Here is a 15,885-nt window from a genome sequence, read left to right as displayed (position 1 = left end):
CATAAAACAAATCCACAATAAAAAAGCACCAACGTACCTTTTAGACAAAATAGGAGTGGGACAGAACTTATCTTAAAAAATTTAAGTTCGTAGTCCCACCCCCTCAAGGGTGATTAGGTGCTCTTTCGAGCTTGAAAAGCGAATAAAGAGTCCAATCACCTACTGCGTCATTCGCTTATTACCAAATTAGATAGAGGCTGAGATACGTTTTGTCCGACCTCATGTAAAAATAGTATAACAAAAAGATGATATAAATGCAACACTAGCAATAATCTAGTTGGTAACAGTCACTTCTCCTGTTTGATAATTTAGCCGAAGTCCTGTCTGTACGTTGGGAACAAAGACATTTATTTCCAAGCTACTATCGCTTGATTTAGCTTCAATATGCGAACCAACCGGCACCAAATCCTGTTCATTAGCATAAATTAAAGTCACCCGATACCGAACTCGTTTATTTTTGTCTAGTGCCTTACGTACCTTTGTTTCATAAAAATTTTGACCCGTAGAATGACCAGTATTTGCTTGATTGGCCCAAGCCGTTTGCAGCGCAATATTTTTAGGATTGCTAGTCGAAGCATCAAAGCCTTTCAAGTTACCAATCAAGGCATAACCTAGCAGATGTCCACGGTCAACTGCATGATGATATTCACCCGATAAATGCTTCACCTGATGCCAGCCAGCAGGTGTCCAAGTTGTTGAACCATTACCTGTTTCTTCACGATTCCTATACTGACGAGTAGCTTTAGACAAAAGAGCATTTGCTACCGTCGGAACAGTTCGACCTCTGACCAATTTTGTCTTATTATCCGCATAAGGAATACTGCCCACTTTAGCATCTAAATCATTTTTATTCTCATTGACAATAAAAGCCCCTGCGCCATTCCACTCGATTTTCCCTTTGAGCTGTCGTTTGACAGATTCTATTACAACGCTCTGTGCTAATTCTTGACTGGGTGCTGCATGATTCGTCCGAATGCTTCGATTAATAGCAGTGCTGTCAGAAGGCTTCGGACTACTATGATGATTGCTAAAAGAATAACCTCCTAGCGCAAGAACCAGTGCTATAACCAGACCAGCTACACTTTGTGTTACTTTCTGGTTGGATTTCTTTCTCACCATTTCTCCTCCCTTTTAAATAAATAGGAGGGGGTGAGACTACAAAGTCTATTGCTACGAAATCATGACTTTTGTCTCACTCCCTCAAAGTTATTAACTTCTAAAAACTGATCCGCTCAATAACTGGAAGTCACGCAACTACTGCGTGTAATCGAACATTATTTAAATGAGAGGTCAATTTTTATTTCGACCTCTTCTTACTATTAAGATTATTGTCCTGTGAATTTGCTGATGATTTCCTGCCACTTATCTGGCGATAAAATAGCCCATGGATTTTTTCCACCGTAGCCAACAACTAAGCCAAGTGCAAACAAAATCAAACCAAGCAACAAGAATGCTAGAACAATTCCAACTTGTTTTCCAACGTATTTCAAATCATTATTCATCGTCTTCTTCCTTCACTCGCTTAATAGAAGCACCTAAGTTAGACAACTTTTTATGGAACTGATAATATCCTCTGTCCAAATGAGCTAGCTGTCCTACTTTTGTTTCACCTTCTGCAACCAAGCCTGTTAAAATCAGCGCGGCACTCGCACGCAAGTCTGTTGACATCACCTCTGCCCCTTGCAAGGCTTGACCACCGACGATACGAGCTGTGTCCCACATAATTTCTGAGTGCAAGCCCATCCGACGCATTTCTTTCAGATGTTGGAAACGATTCTCAAAAACAGTCTCAATCATAGTAGACTCACCCTTGGCAACCGTCATCAAGGCTGTAAATTGCGCCTGCATATCTGTTGGGAAACCTGGATGAGGAAGAGTTTTTACATTGACAGCTTTTAGTTTAGACAAATCGGAACGAATCCGAATCCCTTTATCCTCTTCGGTAACAGACACACCCATTTCCATCAATTTCGCGATGAGAGGACGATTATGCTCCCAGATAGCATCTTGCACAAGGACATTACCGCCAGTCATAGCAGCGGCTACCATAAAAGTCCCGGCTTCAATGCGGTCTTGTACTACACTGTGACTTGTCCCCATCAGCTCCTCAACTCCAGTAATGGTTAATGTTTCTGTACCAGCACCACGAACTTTCGCCCCCATTTTGTTCAATAAAACAGCTAAATCAACAATCTCCGGTTCGCGCGCCGCATTTTCAATCACTGTTACACCATCCGCTAAAGTTGCTGTCATCATGATATTTTGCGTCGCACCCACACTTGGAAAATCCATGTAAATATGAGCTCCATGCAATCGGTTAGCTTTGGCCTCAATAAATCCAGCCGTCTGCTTAATTTCAGCTCCCATTGCCTCCAATCCTTTCAAATGAAGGTCAATAGGACGACTTCCAATCGTACAGCCACCAGGCATAGAAACTTTGGCATAACCATTTCTTGCCAAAATCGGACCTAATACCACGATAGAAGCACGCATTTTACTCACATATTTATAAGGAGCTTCTTCGCTCAACGGCTGTGTAGCATCCACCGTAATCCTGTTCTCTTCTTGTTCAAAAGTCACTTTTGTATTCAATCCACGAACCACATTGTTCATCGTAAATACATCAGATAGAACCGGAACATTGGTTAGAGTTGTTTTCCCTGTCGTCGCTAGAACAGTTGCTGCAAGCAAAGGCAAAACAGCATTTTTGGCACCTTCAGGTTTAACCGAACCGACTAATGGATTCGAACTGCCTTGTATAATAATTTTATCCATATTTCTCCAAAACACCTATTGTATTTCTTTTCTTATCCTATAAATTACTATTAAACACATCTCGTCCCAATGTATAGAGACTGAGGAAGAAAGAACTGAACAAAAATCCTAACGCAATACTAAGCAATAAAATTAGAAATCGAATCTTAAGAGCATTGTCAGCATTCACCTTTAATAGTCTTTCCCAATTCACAACAGTAGAAAGCAAGTGAAATGAAAGAAAAATAAAAATCATGTGGCTACTAAGCGTAAAAATTAACTGAATCATATCCCCATTATACCAAAAAAATAGATGAGAGCAAACTATCAGACACAAATCAGGTACTGATAGCAAAAAAGCCATTATAAAAAGGCCAATTGGCCTTTTCGTATTATAATCTTGTTCCAACGTTAATTCGATTAATGGCACGTTGAAGGGCAATTCTGGCACGACGTTCTTGGTCAATTAAATGCTTTTCCTGTGCTTCTTCAATGGCACGCTCGGCACGCAATTTTGCTCTTTCAGCACGACTGATGTCAATATCACGAGCGCGTTCAGCAGAGTCTGCAACGATGGTAATCAAATTATCAGCAACTTCGACAATTCCACCATTCACCGCAATCCAATTGACATGATCTTCTTCATCAATCCGCTTTACTTTGACCTCATCGACAGCCAAAACAGCAATCATGTTTTCATGATGCGGCAAAATCCCCATTTCTCCATCAAGAGTTTTAACGGAAACAAACGTTGCATGATGATCAAAAACAAGACCATCAGGTGTAACGATTTGTACTGTCATTTGAGCCATAAGTCACCTCTTAGAATCCCATTTTTTCAGCTTTAGCAACCACATCTTCAATAGAACCAACGCCGCGAAAGGCATCTTCAGGAAGATGATCATATTTACCTTCAAGGATTTCCTTAAAGCCACGAACTGTATCAGCAACTGGTACATAAGAACCTGGTTGCCCAGTAAATTGTTCAGCAACATTAAAGTTTTGTGACAAGAAGAATTGAATCCGACGCGCACGCGCAACCAAAGTCTTTTCTTCGTCTGACAATTCATCCATACCAAGGATTGCAATAATATCTTGCAATTCATGGTAACGTTGAAGGACGCGTTTCACTTCTGCTGCTACAGCATAGTGCTCTTCTCCAACAATTTCAGGAGCAAGGGCACGGGAGCTAGAAGCAAGTGGGTCAACTGCTGGGTAAATCCCTAATTGCACCAATTTCCGCTCCAAGTTAGTTGTAGAATCCAAGTGAGCAAACGCTGTAGCTGGCGCAGGGTCAGTGTAGTCGTCGGCTGGCACATAGATAGCTTGGATAGAGGTTACAGAACCTTTCTTGGTTGACGTAATCCGTTCTTGCAATTGTCCCATTTCTGTCGCAAGTGTTGGTTGGTAACCAACGGCTGAAGGCATGCGTCCAAGAAGGGCAGATACTTCAGAACCTGCTTGCGTGAAACGGAAGATATTGTCAATGAATAACAACACATCTTGACCTTCGACATCACGAAAATATTCGGCAATGGTCAAACCAGTCAAAGCCACACGCATACGTGCTCCAGGTGGTTCATTCATTTGACCGAAAACCATGGCTGTTTTTTCAATAACGCCAGATTCTTTCATTTCCCAGTAAAGGTCGTTCCCTTCACGTGTTCGTTCTCCAACACCAGTAAAGACAGAAATTCCACCGTGTTCTTGGGCAATGTTGTGAATCAATTCTTGAATCAAGACTGTCTTTCCAACTCCGGCACCACCGAAAAGCCCGACTTTCCCACCTTTTAGATAAGGTGCAAGGAGGTCAATAACCTTGATTCCTGTTTCTAAGATTTCTGATGAAGTAGACAACTCATCAAAAGTTGGAGCTTTTTTGTGGATTGGTTGACGTTCTGCATCTTCACCAAAAGGAGCTTCCAAGTCAATGGTATCTCCTAAAACGTTAAAGACGCGACCGAGTGTTTCTTTCCCAACGGGGACAGAAATTGGACGACCAGTATCTAGGACTTCTATGCCACGAGTCAACCCGTCAGTTGATTCCATAGCAATAGTCCGAACCACTCCGTCACCAAGCTCAAGAGCTACTTCAAGGACGATTTTCGATTTTTTTTCGTCATTTTTATAGACTACAAGTGCATTATTTATCTCAGGTAATTTATCACCAGCTGCAAACGCAACGTCAACGACTGGTCCGATAACCTGAGCAATTTTGCCTGAGCTCATTCTTTTCTCCTCTTTATATTTATTTTCTGTGACACTATTCTAGTGCACTTGCACCCGCCACAATTTCAGTAATTTCTTGCGTGATAGCTGCTTGTCTAGCACGATTATACTGAATGGTCAAATCATTGATAACTTTTTTCGCGTTATCTGTTGCTGTCTGCATTGCGGTCATTCCAGCTGCATTTTCTGTTGTTTTCGCATCAATAATTGCCCCGTAGATCATACTTTCAGCAAACTGAGGCAATAATTGATCCAAAATGACATCTCGGCTAGATTCCAATTCCAAATTCAAAACGTAGTCTTCATCTGCTTCATTTGGATCCAAATCCACGATTGGAAGCATTTGTTCAACACGCATTTGGCTGGTCAAACTATTGACGTGGTGATTATAACAAACATATAATTCATCAAACAATTCGTTTTGGTACATTTCAACCGTTTTGTTAATGATTTTACGAACCTCATCAAAGCTCGGTTGATCTGCTAAACCACGTAGTTCATAAATAGGCTGAAGCCCGCGTGCCCGAAAGAAGTCCGAGCCCATACCACCAATTGAAATGATGACGAAATCATCTTTATCATGGTATTCTGCAAAAAGTTCCATCATGGATTTGAGAATGGTCGCATTGTAACCGCCAACTAAGCCGCGATCCGATGTAATAACGATATAGGCTGTTTTTTTCACCGGACGACTAATCAACATAGGGTGGTATTTGGAATTTTGCCCTTCATGCCCATGAAGCAAATCTGTCAATAACTTTCTGACTTTAGAAGCATAGATTTGGAAATTCTTGGCCGCTTCTTCTGACTTTCCTAGCTTAGCAGCAGATACCATTTGCATGGCATTTGTGATTTGACTGGTGTTTTTTGTGGATGCAATTTTATTTTTTATATCATTTAATGAAACTGCCATCTGACACCTCTATTCTTACTTGAAGCTAGACTGATTGATAAATTCAGTAATTGCAGCATCTAAGACTGCTTCCTCTGGAAGGTCTTTTGTTGTACGAATGATTTCATAGAGGTCTTCATGATGAGCATCAAAGTAATCAAACAATTCTGCTTGAAAATGAAGAATATCATCAACCGGTACACTATCCAAGAAACCATGTGTCAAGGCGTACAAAATAACGACTTGTTTTTCCACTGGTAATGGTTCATGAACAGGTTGTTTCAAGACTTCTACCGTCCGACGACCACGATTCAATTTCGCTTGCGTTGCCGCATCCAAATCACTACCAAACTTGGTAAATGCTTCCAATTCACGATAAGAAGCAAGGTCAATACGCAAGGTTCCAGCAACCTTCTTCATCGCTTTTATCTGTGCAGAACCACCTACACGTGATACAGATGAACCGGCATCAATAGCAGGTCGAACACCTGCGTTAAAGAGACTGTCGCTTAAGAAGATTTGACCGTCCGTAATTGAAATTACATTGGTTGCGATATAAGCGGAGATGTCTCCTGCTTGCGTTTCGATAAACGGCAGTGCTGTAATAGAACCACCACCTAATTCATCCGAAACTTTTGCAGAACGTTCCAAAAGACGACTATGAAGATAGAATACATCTCCTGGGAAAGCTTCACGACCTGGTGGACGACGAAGTAAAAGCGACAGTTCACGATAGGCAACCGCTTGTTTAGATAAATCATCATAAACAATCAAAACGTGTTTACCATTATACATAAATTCTTCTGCCATTGCTACACCTGCATAAGGTGCTAAAAACAGCAATGGTGAGGGTTGCGAAGCTGAGGCTGTGACAACGATTGTGTAATCCAACGCTCCATACTGACGAAGCGTTTCTACTTGCGTACGAACCGTTGATTCTTTCTGACCAATAGCAACATAGATACAGATCATATCTTGTCCCTTTTGGTTCAAAATCGCATCAATCGAAATACTTGTTTTACCCGTTTGACGGTCTCCGATAATCAATTCCCGTTGTCCACGACCGATTGGCACCAAAGCATCAATCGCTTTCAGACCTGTTTGAAGCGGTTCTGATACAGATTTCCGCTGCATAACCCCTGGAGCAGGTGTTTCAACTGGACGCGTCTTATCTGTCTTGATCTCGCCAAGCCCATCAACCGGACGACCGAGCGGATCCACAACCCGACCAATCAAAGCATCTCCGACAGGCACTTCCATGATTTTACCAGTTCGACGAATGGTATCCCCTTCGCGAATATCTGTGAAATCACCTAAAATGATAATCCCTACATCTGTTGATTCTAAGTTTTGTGCCATACCGTATGAGCCATTTTCAAAAATCAACAGCTCACCACTCATTGCATTGTCAAGACCATGAGCACGGGCGATTCCATCACCAATATATGTGACGACCCCTGTTTCTGTGACGTCAAAATTTGGCTGGAAATTTTCAATTTGTTGCTTAATTAAAGCGCTGATTTCTTGTGCGTTAATCGCCAAAATTCACACCACTTTCTATTTCAAATTTTCTTTTACTGTTTGTAATTGACGTTTAATACTTGCATCAATTGTCTTATTATTAGCTGTGATGATAAAGCCACCAATGAGGCTTGCATCCAGTTCTTCTTTTAAAGAACGAACTTGCAATCCAAATTTTCGCTCAATAATCGGAATGATTTTAGATTTTTGCTCCTCCGATAAAGCTTGAACTGATTTGATTATCACTTCAAATTCATTACTAATCTTTTCAAGCTGGTGAAGACTTTCTACTAAAATATCATAAAAAAGATCTTCACGATGATTGTGAATAATAACTTCAATAAAATTGTCAATCAAGGATGAATCAGATCCTTGAAAATAGCGAAGGCTTCTTTCTTTTTCTGTATCAACAACACCAATATTTGATAAAAAGGCAGCTAAATTTGTATTGTCAAAAATGTCTTTGATTTGCTGAAGCTTTTCAAAAACATCTTTTTGCTGACCTTTTTCAATCACGAGTTGGACAAAAGGTGTGGTATATTTTTCAATTACCGCATATCTTTTTTTGTCCATTAAGCATCTCCTAGCTTGTCAATATAGCGGTCAATGAGCTCTTTGTGAGCTTCTTGATCCAATTTTTGACCTAAAATTTTGCTAGCAAGATTTACAGTCAAATCGGCTACTTCACCTTTGATACTGTTCATGGCTTCTGCTTTGGTTTGAGCGATTTCTTGATTAGCCTTTTCTTTTAAACGTCCAGCTTCATCAGCTGCATCTGCCAAGATTCCTGCCTTGTTTTTCTCAGCAGTTTCTTTAGCATTTTCAATAATTGTTGTCGCTTCTTGACGACTACCTGCTAATTCTGTTTCTCTCTTTTGAGCTAAATCTTCTGCTTTTTGACGAGCAGATTCTGCGCTATCAATGTCATCTGAAATCTTTTTGGCGCGTTGCTCAAAAGTACTTGTGATATTCTCCCAGGCAAATTTCTTGATTAAAATGATTAACAGAAGAAATGAGCCTGCTACAAGGATAAAATCCCCAATAAGACTACCTAAAGTAATATTCATCTCTTATCTCCCTTCTATTCCTCACTGTTAATTTTCTTACCTAGATACATAGATGTCAACATGGTAAATACATATGCTTGAATACATGAAATAAAGACTGAAAAAGCAGTCCAAACAAGATTCAAGACAAAAGCAATTGGATACCAACCAGCAGCTTGTTGTGATAAAGTTAACAACAAACCAGACAAAACTTCACCCGCATAAATATTACCATAGATACGCAGAGCCAGAGAGGCAAAATTAGTGAATTCTTCCAAAATATTCATTGGAGTCATTCCAGCAGGTGTCGCAAATGCCTTGAGATAAGCTTTCACTCCCCGTCGGCGAATCCCTTCAACATGACAAATTAAGGTAATCAAAAATGAAAATCCTAAGTCAAAGGCAAGATTGGCCGTTGGAGATGTCCACAAATTATAATCATTGGTTGTCTGCACTTTTGCCATCAAACCAAGATTGTTAGCTACTGCAACGAAAAGGAATAAGGAAAAGATAAATAGAGAATAATTCTTTATATATTTATCGCCAATATTTCCCTTTGTAAAGCCAATAACAAAATCATAGAGGTATTCTAAGACATTTTGTTTGCCAGAAGGCTTCAGCGTCATTTTCCGACTAGCCCAATAAACAAAGGCAAATACGATAAATACAGTTAGAAGAGACATAGCAAGTAGAGTCAAATCAAAAGTCACAGGACCTAAAGTGATAGTTGGATTTATACTTTCTTCCAACGAACTCCACCCCCTTTTCTAAAGGATAACTTTCTTTTCTTATTTAATGATGAATGACATCGCAAGTGTTACGAAGAAAGTACCTTCGATAAAGGCAATCCCCATGATCATGAGCGTTCTCAACTGACCAATGATTTCTGGTTGACGTGATGCTGATTTAAATAGATTTGCCATTAAAAAACCTTCAGAGAGCGAAACACCCATACAGGCAAGACATAATCCAAAAAATGTTAAATTCATGATGAATTCTCCTTTATGTTTAAAATTTACTTACTTAGTTTAGTCCTAAAAATTCTTTTTGTCAAATGTTTTTGTCTTTTGGAAACGTTTTATACGGATTTCTTTCAATTTCCAAAAAAGTAGGCTATCCTCAACAATTGTGGTTTTAGAATAGTAGTAAAACGAACTTGATCCCACTAGCTAACCTATTGATATATGAAACTGCGATTCCTATTTATTAAATTTTGTTTTGCCAAAAAATCATAGTCTTTCTATCTCTAGATAGGTCAAATAAACAGGAAGTATGAGCAACTTTTCAACAAAGAGGCTGGATAGATCCCAGCCCCTAACTTAATCCTTTTTCAGGTTCCAAATTTCTTTGGCGTATTGTTCAATCGTATCATCTGATGTGAATTTATCAGACGTTGCGATATTAACAAGACTCATGCGCGCCCATTTTTCTTTGTCACGATAGAGTTGATCAATCTTTTCTTGAGCTGCTACGTACGAAGCAAAATCTTCCAAAAGGAAGTATTCGTCATTGTGCGTAATCAAAGCTTCATAAATCTCAGAACCTTCATTTCGGACATTTGGAATAGTTCCATCCACAAAGCTATCCACCACACGGCGAACCACAGGATTGCTTTCATAAACACCACGTGAGTAGTAATCATGACGAGCATAATGGTCATAGACTTCATCTTTGTCCATACCGAAAATTACAATATTGTCATCTCCGACTTCATCTTTGATTTCAATATTGGCTCCGTCAAGGGTTGCCAGAGTAATGGCGCCTGTCATCATGAATTTCATATTAGATGTTCCGGAAGCCTCCTTGGAAGCGAGCGATATTTGCTCTGACACATCTGCAGCAGGAATGATGAGTTCAGCCAAGCTGACCCGATAATTTTCAAGGAAAACAACCTTTAGCTTGCCTTGTAGACTCTCATCATTATTGACAAGATTAGCCACTTCGTTGATCAATTTGATAACAGATTTGGCAAAATGATAACCTGGCGCTGCTTTCGCACCAAAAATGAAGACACGTGGTACCATATCTTTATCAGGATTGTCTTTTAAATCCCAATATAGTTTAAGAATATGGAGCAAATTGAGCAATTGACGCTTATAAGCATGAAGCCGCTTCACTTGTACATCAAAGATAGCTTCCGTTGATACTTCTACTCCCGTAGATTCTTTGATGAAAGCTGCTAAGCGCACCTTTGCTTCTTGCTTGACATTATAAAATTCACTCAAAACTTGTGGGTCATCTTTGTAGTCTAAGAGCTTACGAAGTTCATGAATGTTTTTCCGCCAGCCGTTACCAATCAAGCGATCAATCTCATTTGACAATGGTTCATCTGCAATTTGCAACCAGCGACGTTGAATGATACCATTTGTTTTATTATTGAATTTTTCAGGATAAATGACATAAAAGTCACGCAACGTATCTTCTTTGAGAAGTTCTGTATGAAGTTTTGCCACCCCATTGACCGAATGACCTCCAATAATCGCGAGATGCGCCATGTGAACTTGGTTATCTTTGACAATCCGAGTGTTCTCAATCACTTGCGGGTCAATGCCACGCGCAGCCATTTCAGAGACATAGCGATTATCAATTTCAAGAATGATTTGGTAAACACGAGGGAGAACATTTTTAAAGAGTTCCGCATCCCATTTTTCTAAGGCTTCTGAAAGAATGGTGTGATTGGTATAACTCATCGTCTTTACCGTTGCATTCCAAGCGTCTGTCCATTCAAGACCACAGTCATCAAGTAAAAGCCGCATAAACTCTGCTGGTGCAACCGCTGGGTGGGTATCATTGATATGAACCGATACCTTTTCATGAATTTGCTCTAAAGGCAGTCCTTGCTTCCGATAAGATTTGATAATCGTCTGCAAGCCGGCACTGGTCATGAAATATTCTTGAATCAAGCGCAGTTCTTTTCCTTCATAGCTTGAATCATCTGGATACAAAATAGCTGTGATATCTTGTACTTTGCGGCGTGCTTCAATTGTTGGATATTCTAGCTCATATTCTTCAGGAATTTCGATATCCCAAAGACGAAGATTGTTGACAACGTCATTTCCAAAACCAATTTGTGGTACATCGTAAGGTACTGCACGGAGAGTTTGCGAATTTTCATAAACGGGAAGCATTCGCCCTTCTTTGTTGGCTTGCAGATAGACATTTCCAAAGATTTTAACATCTACAACATCATGATCTTTCCGCGTTTCCCAGACGTTTCCTAGACTACCAAACCAATCATCCGGCAATTCGACTTGATATCCATTTACAATTTTTTGTTTGAAAAGTCCGTAGCGATAGCGGATTCCATTGCCAAATCCCGGATAGCCTGTGGTTGCAAGTGAATCCATAAAAGCTGCTGCAAGACGACCAAGACCGCCATTTCCTAACGCCATATCGTGCTCAGCCTGTTTGACAGCCGTAAAATCAACACCTAATTCGTCAAAGCCTTCTTTGACAACATCGAGGATTACAAGATTTAGTAAATTGGTTTCCAGCATTCGCCCAGGCAGAAATTCAATCGAAAAGTAATAAGCAATTTTTTGATTGTCTTCTACTAATTTGTTTCGTCGTTCCAACCACATAGGAGTGATGTATTTGCGAATCGTACGTGCTAAGGTTTGAAACAGCTCTGTCGGAGTGGCATCTTCTACCTTAATTAACTGTTCTTCATGTAAAATATCTTTAAAATCTTGAAGAAACTGTTCTTTTGTTAGTTCCATTTCTGAATAGCAAACTCCCTTCTATGAATAAAGAGATTGGTACAAATGGCTATAGGCCTGACTAGCGGTGTCCCATGAGAAATCACGCTCCATAGCTTGCTTTTGAAGCGACTGCCATGCTTCTTTATCGTTATGATAGAGACTGACAGCCATATCAAACGTCCATTTCAGCCAGTAGCCTGAGAAATTATTAAAGCTAAATCCAGTTCCTGTTCCTTCGTAGGCATTATACGGTTGAACGGTGTCACGCAAGCCACCAACTTCATGTACGAGAGGTAAGGTTCCATAACGCATGGCCATCATTTGGGACAATCCACATGGCTCAAATCGACTTGGCATTAAGAACATATCACAAGATGCATAAATTTCTTGCGCTAATTTCACATCAAACGTAATATTGGCAGATAATTTTTCTGGATAAGCTTGACCAAACCAAGCAAAGGATTGCTCAAAAGACGGGTCTCCTGTACCTAAAAGAACGATTTGTACATCATCTTGCAATAAATTGTGCAACTGATCCACAACCAAATCAAAGCCTTTTTGCCGAGTCAAACGTGATACAATCCCTACTAGAGGTACATCATCACGCACAAACAGACCAACTTTTTCTTGCAACGCACGCTTATTTGCCAACTTGCCAGATAAATCGTCTTTATTAAAATGATGATCCAATAACGCATCTGTTTCTGGATTATAAATATCTGTATCAATTCCATTGACAATACCTGATACTTTACCAGATTCCATTCGTAAAATTTGATCCAAACCACATCCAAATTCTGGGGTCATGATTTCATGCGCATAGCTTGGTGATACGGTTGTCACCCGATCTGCATACAAAATCCCTGCTTTCATCCAATTCAAGCAGTTATTCCAGCGCAAGGTACCGTCTGCATAACGCTCATAGCCTACTCCAAACAAATCCCAGAGCATGCCATCAGAAAATTGCCCTTGAAATTCTAAATTGTGAATGGTTAACACAGTCCGAATACCATGATAAGCCTGAATCCAATGGTATTTTTCTTTCACTAAAAATGGAATCATCGCTGTATGATAATCATGCACATGCAATACATCTGGAATGAAATCTACTCTTTCCATCAACTCAACAGCAGCCATTTGGAAATAAGCAAAACGCTCACCATCATCAAAATCACCATAAACATGACCACGAAAGAAATAGTATTGATTGTCTATAAAATAGAAGGTTACACCATTTAAAACTGTACGTTTCACACCGACATATTGACCGCGCCAACCGACCTTCACTTCAAAATGGAACAAGTCTTCCATTTGGTCGCCAAACTTTTTATCCACCATATCATAGTATGGAAGAATGACACCCACTTCATGACCAGCTTTCACAAGAGATTTAGGGAGAGCGCCAATGACGTCTCCCAATCCTCCTGTTTTAGAAAAAGGTGCACCTTCTGCTGCTACAAATAAAATTTTCATTGAATTCTATCCTCTGTCACTTTTTCGCCTTTTTTAAGAACAACTGGGTTATCAACTGTTCCTCGAACGGTCACATTCTCAGCAATCTCAACACCCTTATCTAAGATTGCATAGTCTACAACAGCATGTTCGCCAATAAGGACACGTGGGAAAAGAATACTGTTTTTTACACGACTTCCTTTTTTAATACGAGTATTACGAGAAATGACAGAACCACTCACTTCTCCTTCAATAATACTGCCAGAAGCAAATTGAGCATTTGAAACCTTAGAACCGACTGCATAATAAGTTGGCTCTTCGTTTTTTACTTTCGTATAAATCTTTTGATTTGGAGAGAAAAGGGAATAGAATTTTTGTGAATCAAGCATATCCATATTGGCATTGAAGTACGAAGTGACAGAATGAATATTTGCTAAATAACCCGTATATTCATAAGCAAACGCTTTTTCCTGAGCAGCTAAATCACGTAAAACATAACGTAATTTTTGAGGAAATTCTTTTTGTGCTTCTATTTCTAACTTTTCAATCAGCCAAGGTGTATCCACAACAAAGATATCCGTTGACATGTTGTACAAATCCTGATCTTTTTTATCATCAAAAAGATAGTGATTTTTCACATGATCTGTTTCATCAATTTCCAAAACAGCATTGACTTCGGAAATTTCTTCTTTTGGTAATTTTTTATAGACAACTGTGATCGGTTGATCAGTTGTACCATGTAAGTGGAAGACTTGGTTCAAGTCGATGTTCACCAAAACATCACAGTTCAATGCTACCGTTTGATCGCTGCCCGAACGTTTTAAGTAGGTCAATAATTGCTCGTAGTATTCTTTACCAACAGTAGAACTTTCTACGCGCGTATTATAAATACCAAGATAGTAGTGACTCAAAAGAGCAGACAGCCCCCATTCACGTCCAGAACGGATATGGTCAAAGACAGAACTAATATTATCTTGTTGGAAAATGCCAAAGACGCTCCGAATCCCTGCATTGGCCAGGCTAGACAATGGAAAGTCAATTAAACGATATTTCCCACCAAACGGCAAACTGGCAACTGGACGATGATTTGTCAAAGTAGACATATCATGAAATCCAACTGTATTTCCTAAAATTGCTGAATATTTATCAATCTTCATCTGATGGTACCCCCACTTTCTCATTGTATCCGATAACTTGTACTTCGTCTGTCCCATCAATTTCTACACCATCAGAAATGATAGCTCCTTCACCGATAATAGCACGTTTGATTTTTGCACCTTGACCAATGATAGCACCACTCATAATCACAGAATCTTCTACAACTGCATCTTTACGCACTTGAGCTTCCGTAGAAAGAATCGAATGTTTAACTGTTCCGTCTACAAAACAGCCGTCCACAACCAAAGAATCTTCTACATGAGCATTTTCTCCAAGGAAGTTTGGTGGGGAAATCAAGTTACGTGAATAAATTTTCCATTGACGATCTCGGCTATCTAAAGCATTGTTTGGTTCAATATATTCCATATTGGCTTCCCAAAGTGATTCAATCGTTCCAACATCTTTCCAATATCCCTTAAATTCATAAGCATAGACACTTTCGCCGGATTCAAGATAATTTGGAATAACATTCTTACCGAAGTCAGACATATCTACATTGCTCTTTTCAGCAGTGACCAGCATATTACGCAGGCGTTTCCAGTCAAAGATATAAATCCCCATAGAAGCCTTAGTAGACTTAGGTTCAGCTGGTTTTTCTTCAAACTCGACAATGCGGTTATTGGCATCTGTATTCATAATACCAAAACGACTAGCTTCTTTTAAAGGAACATCCAGAACAGCTACCGTCAGACTGGCATTGTTGTCCTTGTGAGATTGAAGCATATCATCGTAGTCCATTTTGTAAATGTGGTCACCAGACAAAATCAAGACATACTCAGGATTGATAGTATCAATATAATCAATGTTTTGATAAATCGCATGACTAGTTCCTTCAAACCAACGATTGCCCTCACTTGCTGAATACGGCTGGAGAATGGATACTCCTGTGTTAATACCATCCAGTCCCCAACTAGAACCATTTCCAATATGACTATTCAAAGCTAATGGTTGGTATTGAGTAATGACACCAACATTATGAATTCCTGAATTGGCACAATTGGACAAAGCAAAGTCAATGATACGGTAGCGTCCACCAAATTGTACTGCTGGTTTGGCAATACTTTGAGTGAGTTTTCCAAGGCGTGTTCCTTGCCCACCGGCAAGAATCAAAGCTAGCATTTCATTCTTCATC

Annotated in this window: 16 protein-coding genes; all 16 read right to left on the bottom strand. The window is 39.7% G+C overall.

Annotation, left to right across the window (positions count from 1 at the left end; genetic code table 11):
- Positions 1 to 273 precede the first annotated feature (273 nt).
- On the bottom strand, positions 274 to 1,119 hold the full coding sequence (locus HMPREF2933_RS06900; protein WP_024051891.1) for a DNA/RNA non-specific endonuclease: 846 nt from the start codon (positions 1,117 to 1,119) through the stop codon (positions 274 to 276).
- Positions 1,120 to 1,325: 206 nt separating this feature from the next.
- Positions 1,326 to 1,502, bottom strand: coding sequence for a DNA-directed RNA polymerase subunit beta (locus tag HMPREF2933_RS06895; RefSeq protein WP_024051892.1), 177 nt, complete (start codon positions 1,500 to 1,502; stop codon positions 1,326 to 1,328).
- On the bottom strand, positions 1,495 to 2,775 hold the full coding sequence (gene murA, locus HMPREF2933_RS06890) for a UDP-N-acetylglucosamine 1-carboxyvinyltransferase (protein ID WP_024051893.1): 1,281 nt from the start codon (positions 2,773 to 2,775) through the stop codon (positions 1,495 to 1,497). The genes HMPREF2933_RS06895 and murA overlap by 8 nt, the downstream gene beginning before the upstream one ends.
- A gap of 37 nt (positions 2,776 to 2,812) precedes the next feature.
- Positions 2,813 to 3,043 (bottom strand): DUF1146 family protein, encoded by a 231-nt coding sequence (locus HMPREF2933_RS09775; RefSeq protein ID WP_083308049.1) that lies wholly within the window; start codon positions 3,041 to 3,043, stop codon positions 2,813 to 2,815.
- Positions 3,044 to 3,146: 103 nt separating this feature from the next.
- Positions 3,147 to 3,566: a F0F1 ATP synthase subunit epsilon gene (locus HMPREF2933_RS06885; RefSeq protein WP_003069748.1), complete on the bottom strand. Its 420-nt coding sequence runs from the start codon at positions 3,564 to 3,566 to the stop codon at positions 3,147 to 3,149.
- A 10-nt stretch (positions 3,567 to 3,576) separates the two neighbouring features.
- A complete protein-coding gene (gene atpD, locus HMPREF2933_RS06880) occupies positions 3,577 to 4,983 on the bottom strand; it encodes a F0F1 ATP synthase subunit beta (protein WP_024051895.1) in 1,407 nt (468 codons plus the stop codon).
- Between the two features lie 34 nt (positions 4,984 to 5,017).
- Positions 5,018 to 5,896 (bottom strand): F0F1 ATP synthase subunit gamma, encoded by an 879-nt coding sequence (locus HMPREF2933_RS06875; protein ID WP_024051896.1) that lies wholly within the window; start codon positions 5,894 to 5,896, stop codon positions 5,018 to 5,020.
- Positions 5,897 to 5,911: 15 nt separating this feature from the next.
- Positions 5,912 to 7,417 carry a F0F1 ATP synthase subunit alpha gene (atpA, locus tag HMPREF2933_RS06870; RefSeq protein WP_024051897.1) on the bottom strand — a complete coding sequence of 502 codons (1,506 nt, stop codon included), beginning with the start codon at positions 7,415 to 7,417 and terminating at the stop codon, positions 5,912 to 5,914.
- 15 nt (positions 7,418 to 7,432) lie between these two features.
- Positions 7,433 to 7,969, bottom strand: coding sequence for a F0F1 ATP synthase subunit delta (locus HMPREF2933_RS06865; RefSeq protein WP_024051898.1), 537 nt, complete (start codon positions 7,967 to 7,969; stop codon positions 7,433 to 7,435).
- Positions 7,969 to 8,463 (bottom strand): F0F1 ATP synthase subunit B, encoded by a 495-nt coding sequence (gene atpF / locus HMPREF2933_RS06860; protein WP_024051899.1) that lies wholly within the window; start codon positions 8,461 to 8,463, stop codon positions 7,969 to 7,971. The genes HMPREF2933_RS06865 and atpF overlap by 1 nt, the downstream gene beginning before the upstream one ends.
- A 14-nt stretch (positions 8,464 to 8,477) precedes the next feature.
- Positions 8,478 to 9,191 (bottom strand): F0F1 ATP synthase subunit A, encoded by a 714-nt coding sequence (gene atpB / locus HMPREF2933_RS06855; protein ID WP_024051900.1) that lies wholly within the window; start codon positions 9,189 to 9,191, stop codon positions 8,478 to 8,480.
- A 39-nt stretch (positions 9,192 to 9,230) separates the two neighbouring features.
- Positions 9,231 to 9,431: a F0F1 ATP synthase subunit C gene (locus HMPREF2933_RS06850; protein WP_024051901.1), complete on the bottom strand. Its 201-nt coding sequence runs from the start codon at positions 9,429 to 9,431 to the stop codon at positions 9,231 to 9,233.
- 330 nt (positions 9,432 to 9,761) lie between these two features.
- Positions 9,762 to 12,161 (bottom strand): glycogen/starch/alpha-glucan phosphorylase, encoded by a 2,400-nt coding sequence (locus tag HMPREF2933_RS06845; protein WP_024051902.1) that lies wholly within the window; start codon positions 12,159 to 12,161, stop codon positions 9,762 to 9,764.
- Positions 12,162 to 12,182: 21 nt separating this feature from the next.
- Positions 12,183 to 13,616 carry a glycogen synthase GlgA gene (gene glgA, locus HMPREF2933_RS06840; protein WP_024051903.1) on the bottom strand — a complete coding sequence of 478 codons (1,434 nt, stop codon included), beginning with the start codon at positions 13,614 to 13,616 and terminating at the stop codon, positions 12,183 to 12,185.
- Positions 13,613 to 14,752 (bottom strand): glucose-1-phosphate adenylyltransferase subunit GlgD, encoded by a 1,140-nt coding sequence (gene glgD, locus HMPREF2933_RS06835; RefSeq protein WP_024051904.1) that lies wholly within the window; start codon positions 14,750 to 14,752, stop codon positions 13,613 to 13,615. The genes glgA and glgD overlap by 4 nt, the downstream gene beginning before the upstream one ends.
- Positions 14,742 to 15,884 carry a glucose-1-phosphate adenylyltransferase gene (locus tag HMPREF2933_RS06830; protein ID WP_024051905.1) on the bottom strand — a complete coding sequence of 381 codons (1,143 nt, stop codon included), beginning with the start codon at positions 15,882 to 15,884 and terminating at the stop codon, positions 14,742 to 14,744. The genes glgD and HMPREF2933_RS06830 overlap by 11 nt, the downstream gene beginning before the upstream one ends.
- Between the last annotated feature and the right edge of the window lies 1 nt (position 15,885).

It is taken from the genome of Streptococcus sp. HMSC066F10 (assembly GCF_001813805.1).
Classification (GTDB): domain Bacteria; phylum Bacillota; class Bacilli; order Lactobacillales; family Streptococcaceae; genus Streptococcus; species Streptococcus vaginalis.
Note: the sequence above shows the minus strand (reverse complement) of the source record. Positions and strands in the feature narration are given on the sequence as shown.

What these genes read in the sequence shown, in the direction of transcription:
- HMPREF2933_RS06900 (WP_024051891.1), bottom strand. Translation starts at nt 1,119, where the DNA reads ATGGTGAGAAAGAAATCCAACCAGAAAGTAACACAAAGTGTAGCTGGT.
- HMPREF2933_RS06895 (WP_024051892.1), bottom strand. Translation starts at nt 1,502, where the DNA reads ATGAATAATGATTTGAAATACGTTGGAAAACAAGTTGGAATTGTTCTA.
- murA (WP_024051893.1), bottom strand. Translation starts at nt 2,775, where the DNA reads ATGGATAAAATTATTATACAAGGCAGTTCGAATCCATTAGTCGGTTCG.
- HMPREF2933_RS09775 (WP_083308049.1), bottom strand. Translation starts at nt 3,043, where the DNA reads ATGATTCAGTTAATTTTTACGCTTAGTAGCCACATGATTTTTATTTTT.
- HMPREF2933_RS06885 (WP_003069748.1), bottom strand. Translation starts at nt 3,566, where the DNA reads ATGGCTCAAATGACAGTACAAATCGTTACACCTGATGGTCTTGTTTTT.
- atpD (WP_024051895.1), bottom strand. Translation starts at nt 4,983, where the DNA reads ATGAGCTCAGGCAAAATTGCTCAGGTTATCGGACCAGTCGTTGACGTT.
- HMPREF2933_RS06875 (WP_024051896.1), bottom strand. Translation starts at nt 5,896, where the DNA reads ATGGCAGTTTCATTAAATGATATAAAAAATAAAATTGCATCCACAAAA.
- HMPREF2933_RS06865 (WP_024051898.1), bottom strand. Translation starts at nt 7,969, where the DNA reads ATGGACAAAAAAAGATATGCGGTAATTGAAAAATATACCACACCTTTT.
- atpF (WP_024051899.1), bottom strand. Translation starts at nt 8,463, where the DNA reads ATGAATATTACTTTAGGTAGTCTTATTGGGGATTTTATCCTTGTAGCA.
- HMPREF2933_RS06850 (WP_024051901.1), bottom strand. Translation starts at nt 9,431, where the DNA reads ATGAATTTAACATTTTTTGGATTATGTCTTGCCTGTATGGGTGTTTCG.
- HMPREF2933_RS06845 (WP_024051902.1), bottom strand. Translation starts at nt 12,161, where the DNA reads ATGGAACTAACAAAAGAACAGTTTCTTCAAGATTTTAAAGATATTTTA.
- glgA (WP_024051903.1), bottom strand. Translation starts at nt 13,616, where the DNA reads ATGAAAATTTTATTTGTAGCAGCAGAAGGTGCACCTTTTTCTAAAACA.
- glgD (WP_024051904.1), bottom strand. Translation starts at nt 14,752, where the DNA reads ATGAAGATTGATAAATATTCAGCAATTTTAGGAAATACAGTTGGATTT.
- HMPREF2933_RS06830 (WP_024051905.1), bottom strand. Translation starts at nt 15,884, where the DNA reads ATGAAGAATGAAATGCTAGCTTTGATTCTTGCCGGTGGGCAAGGAACA.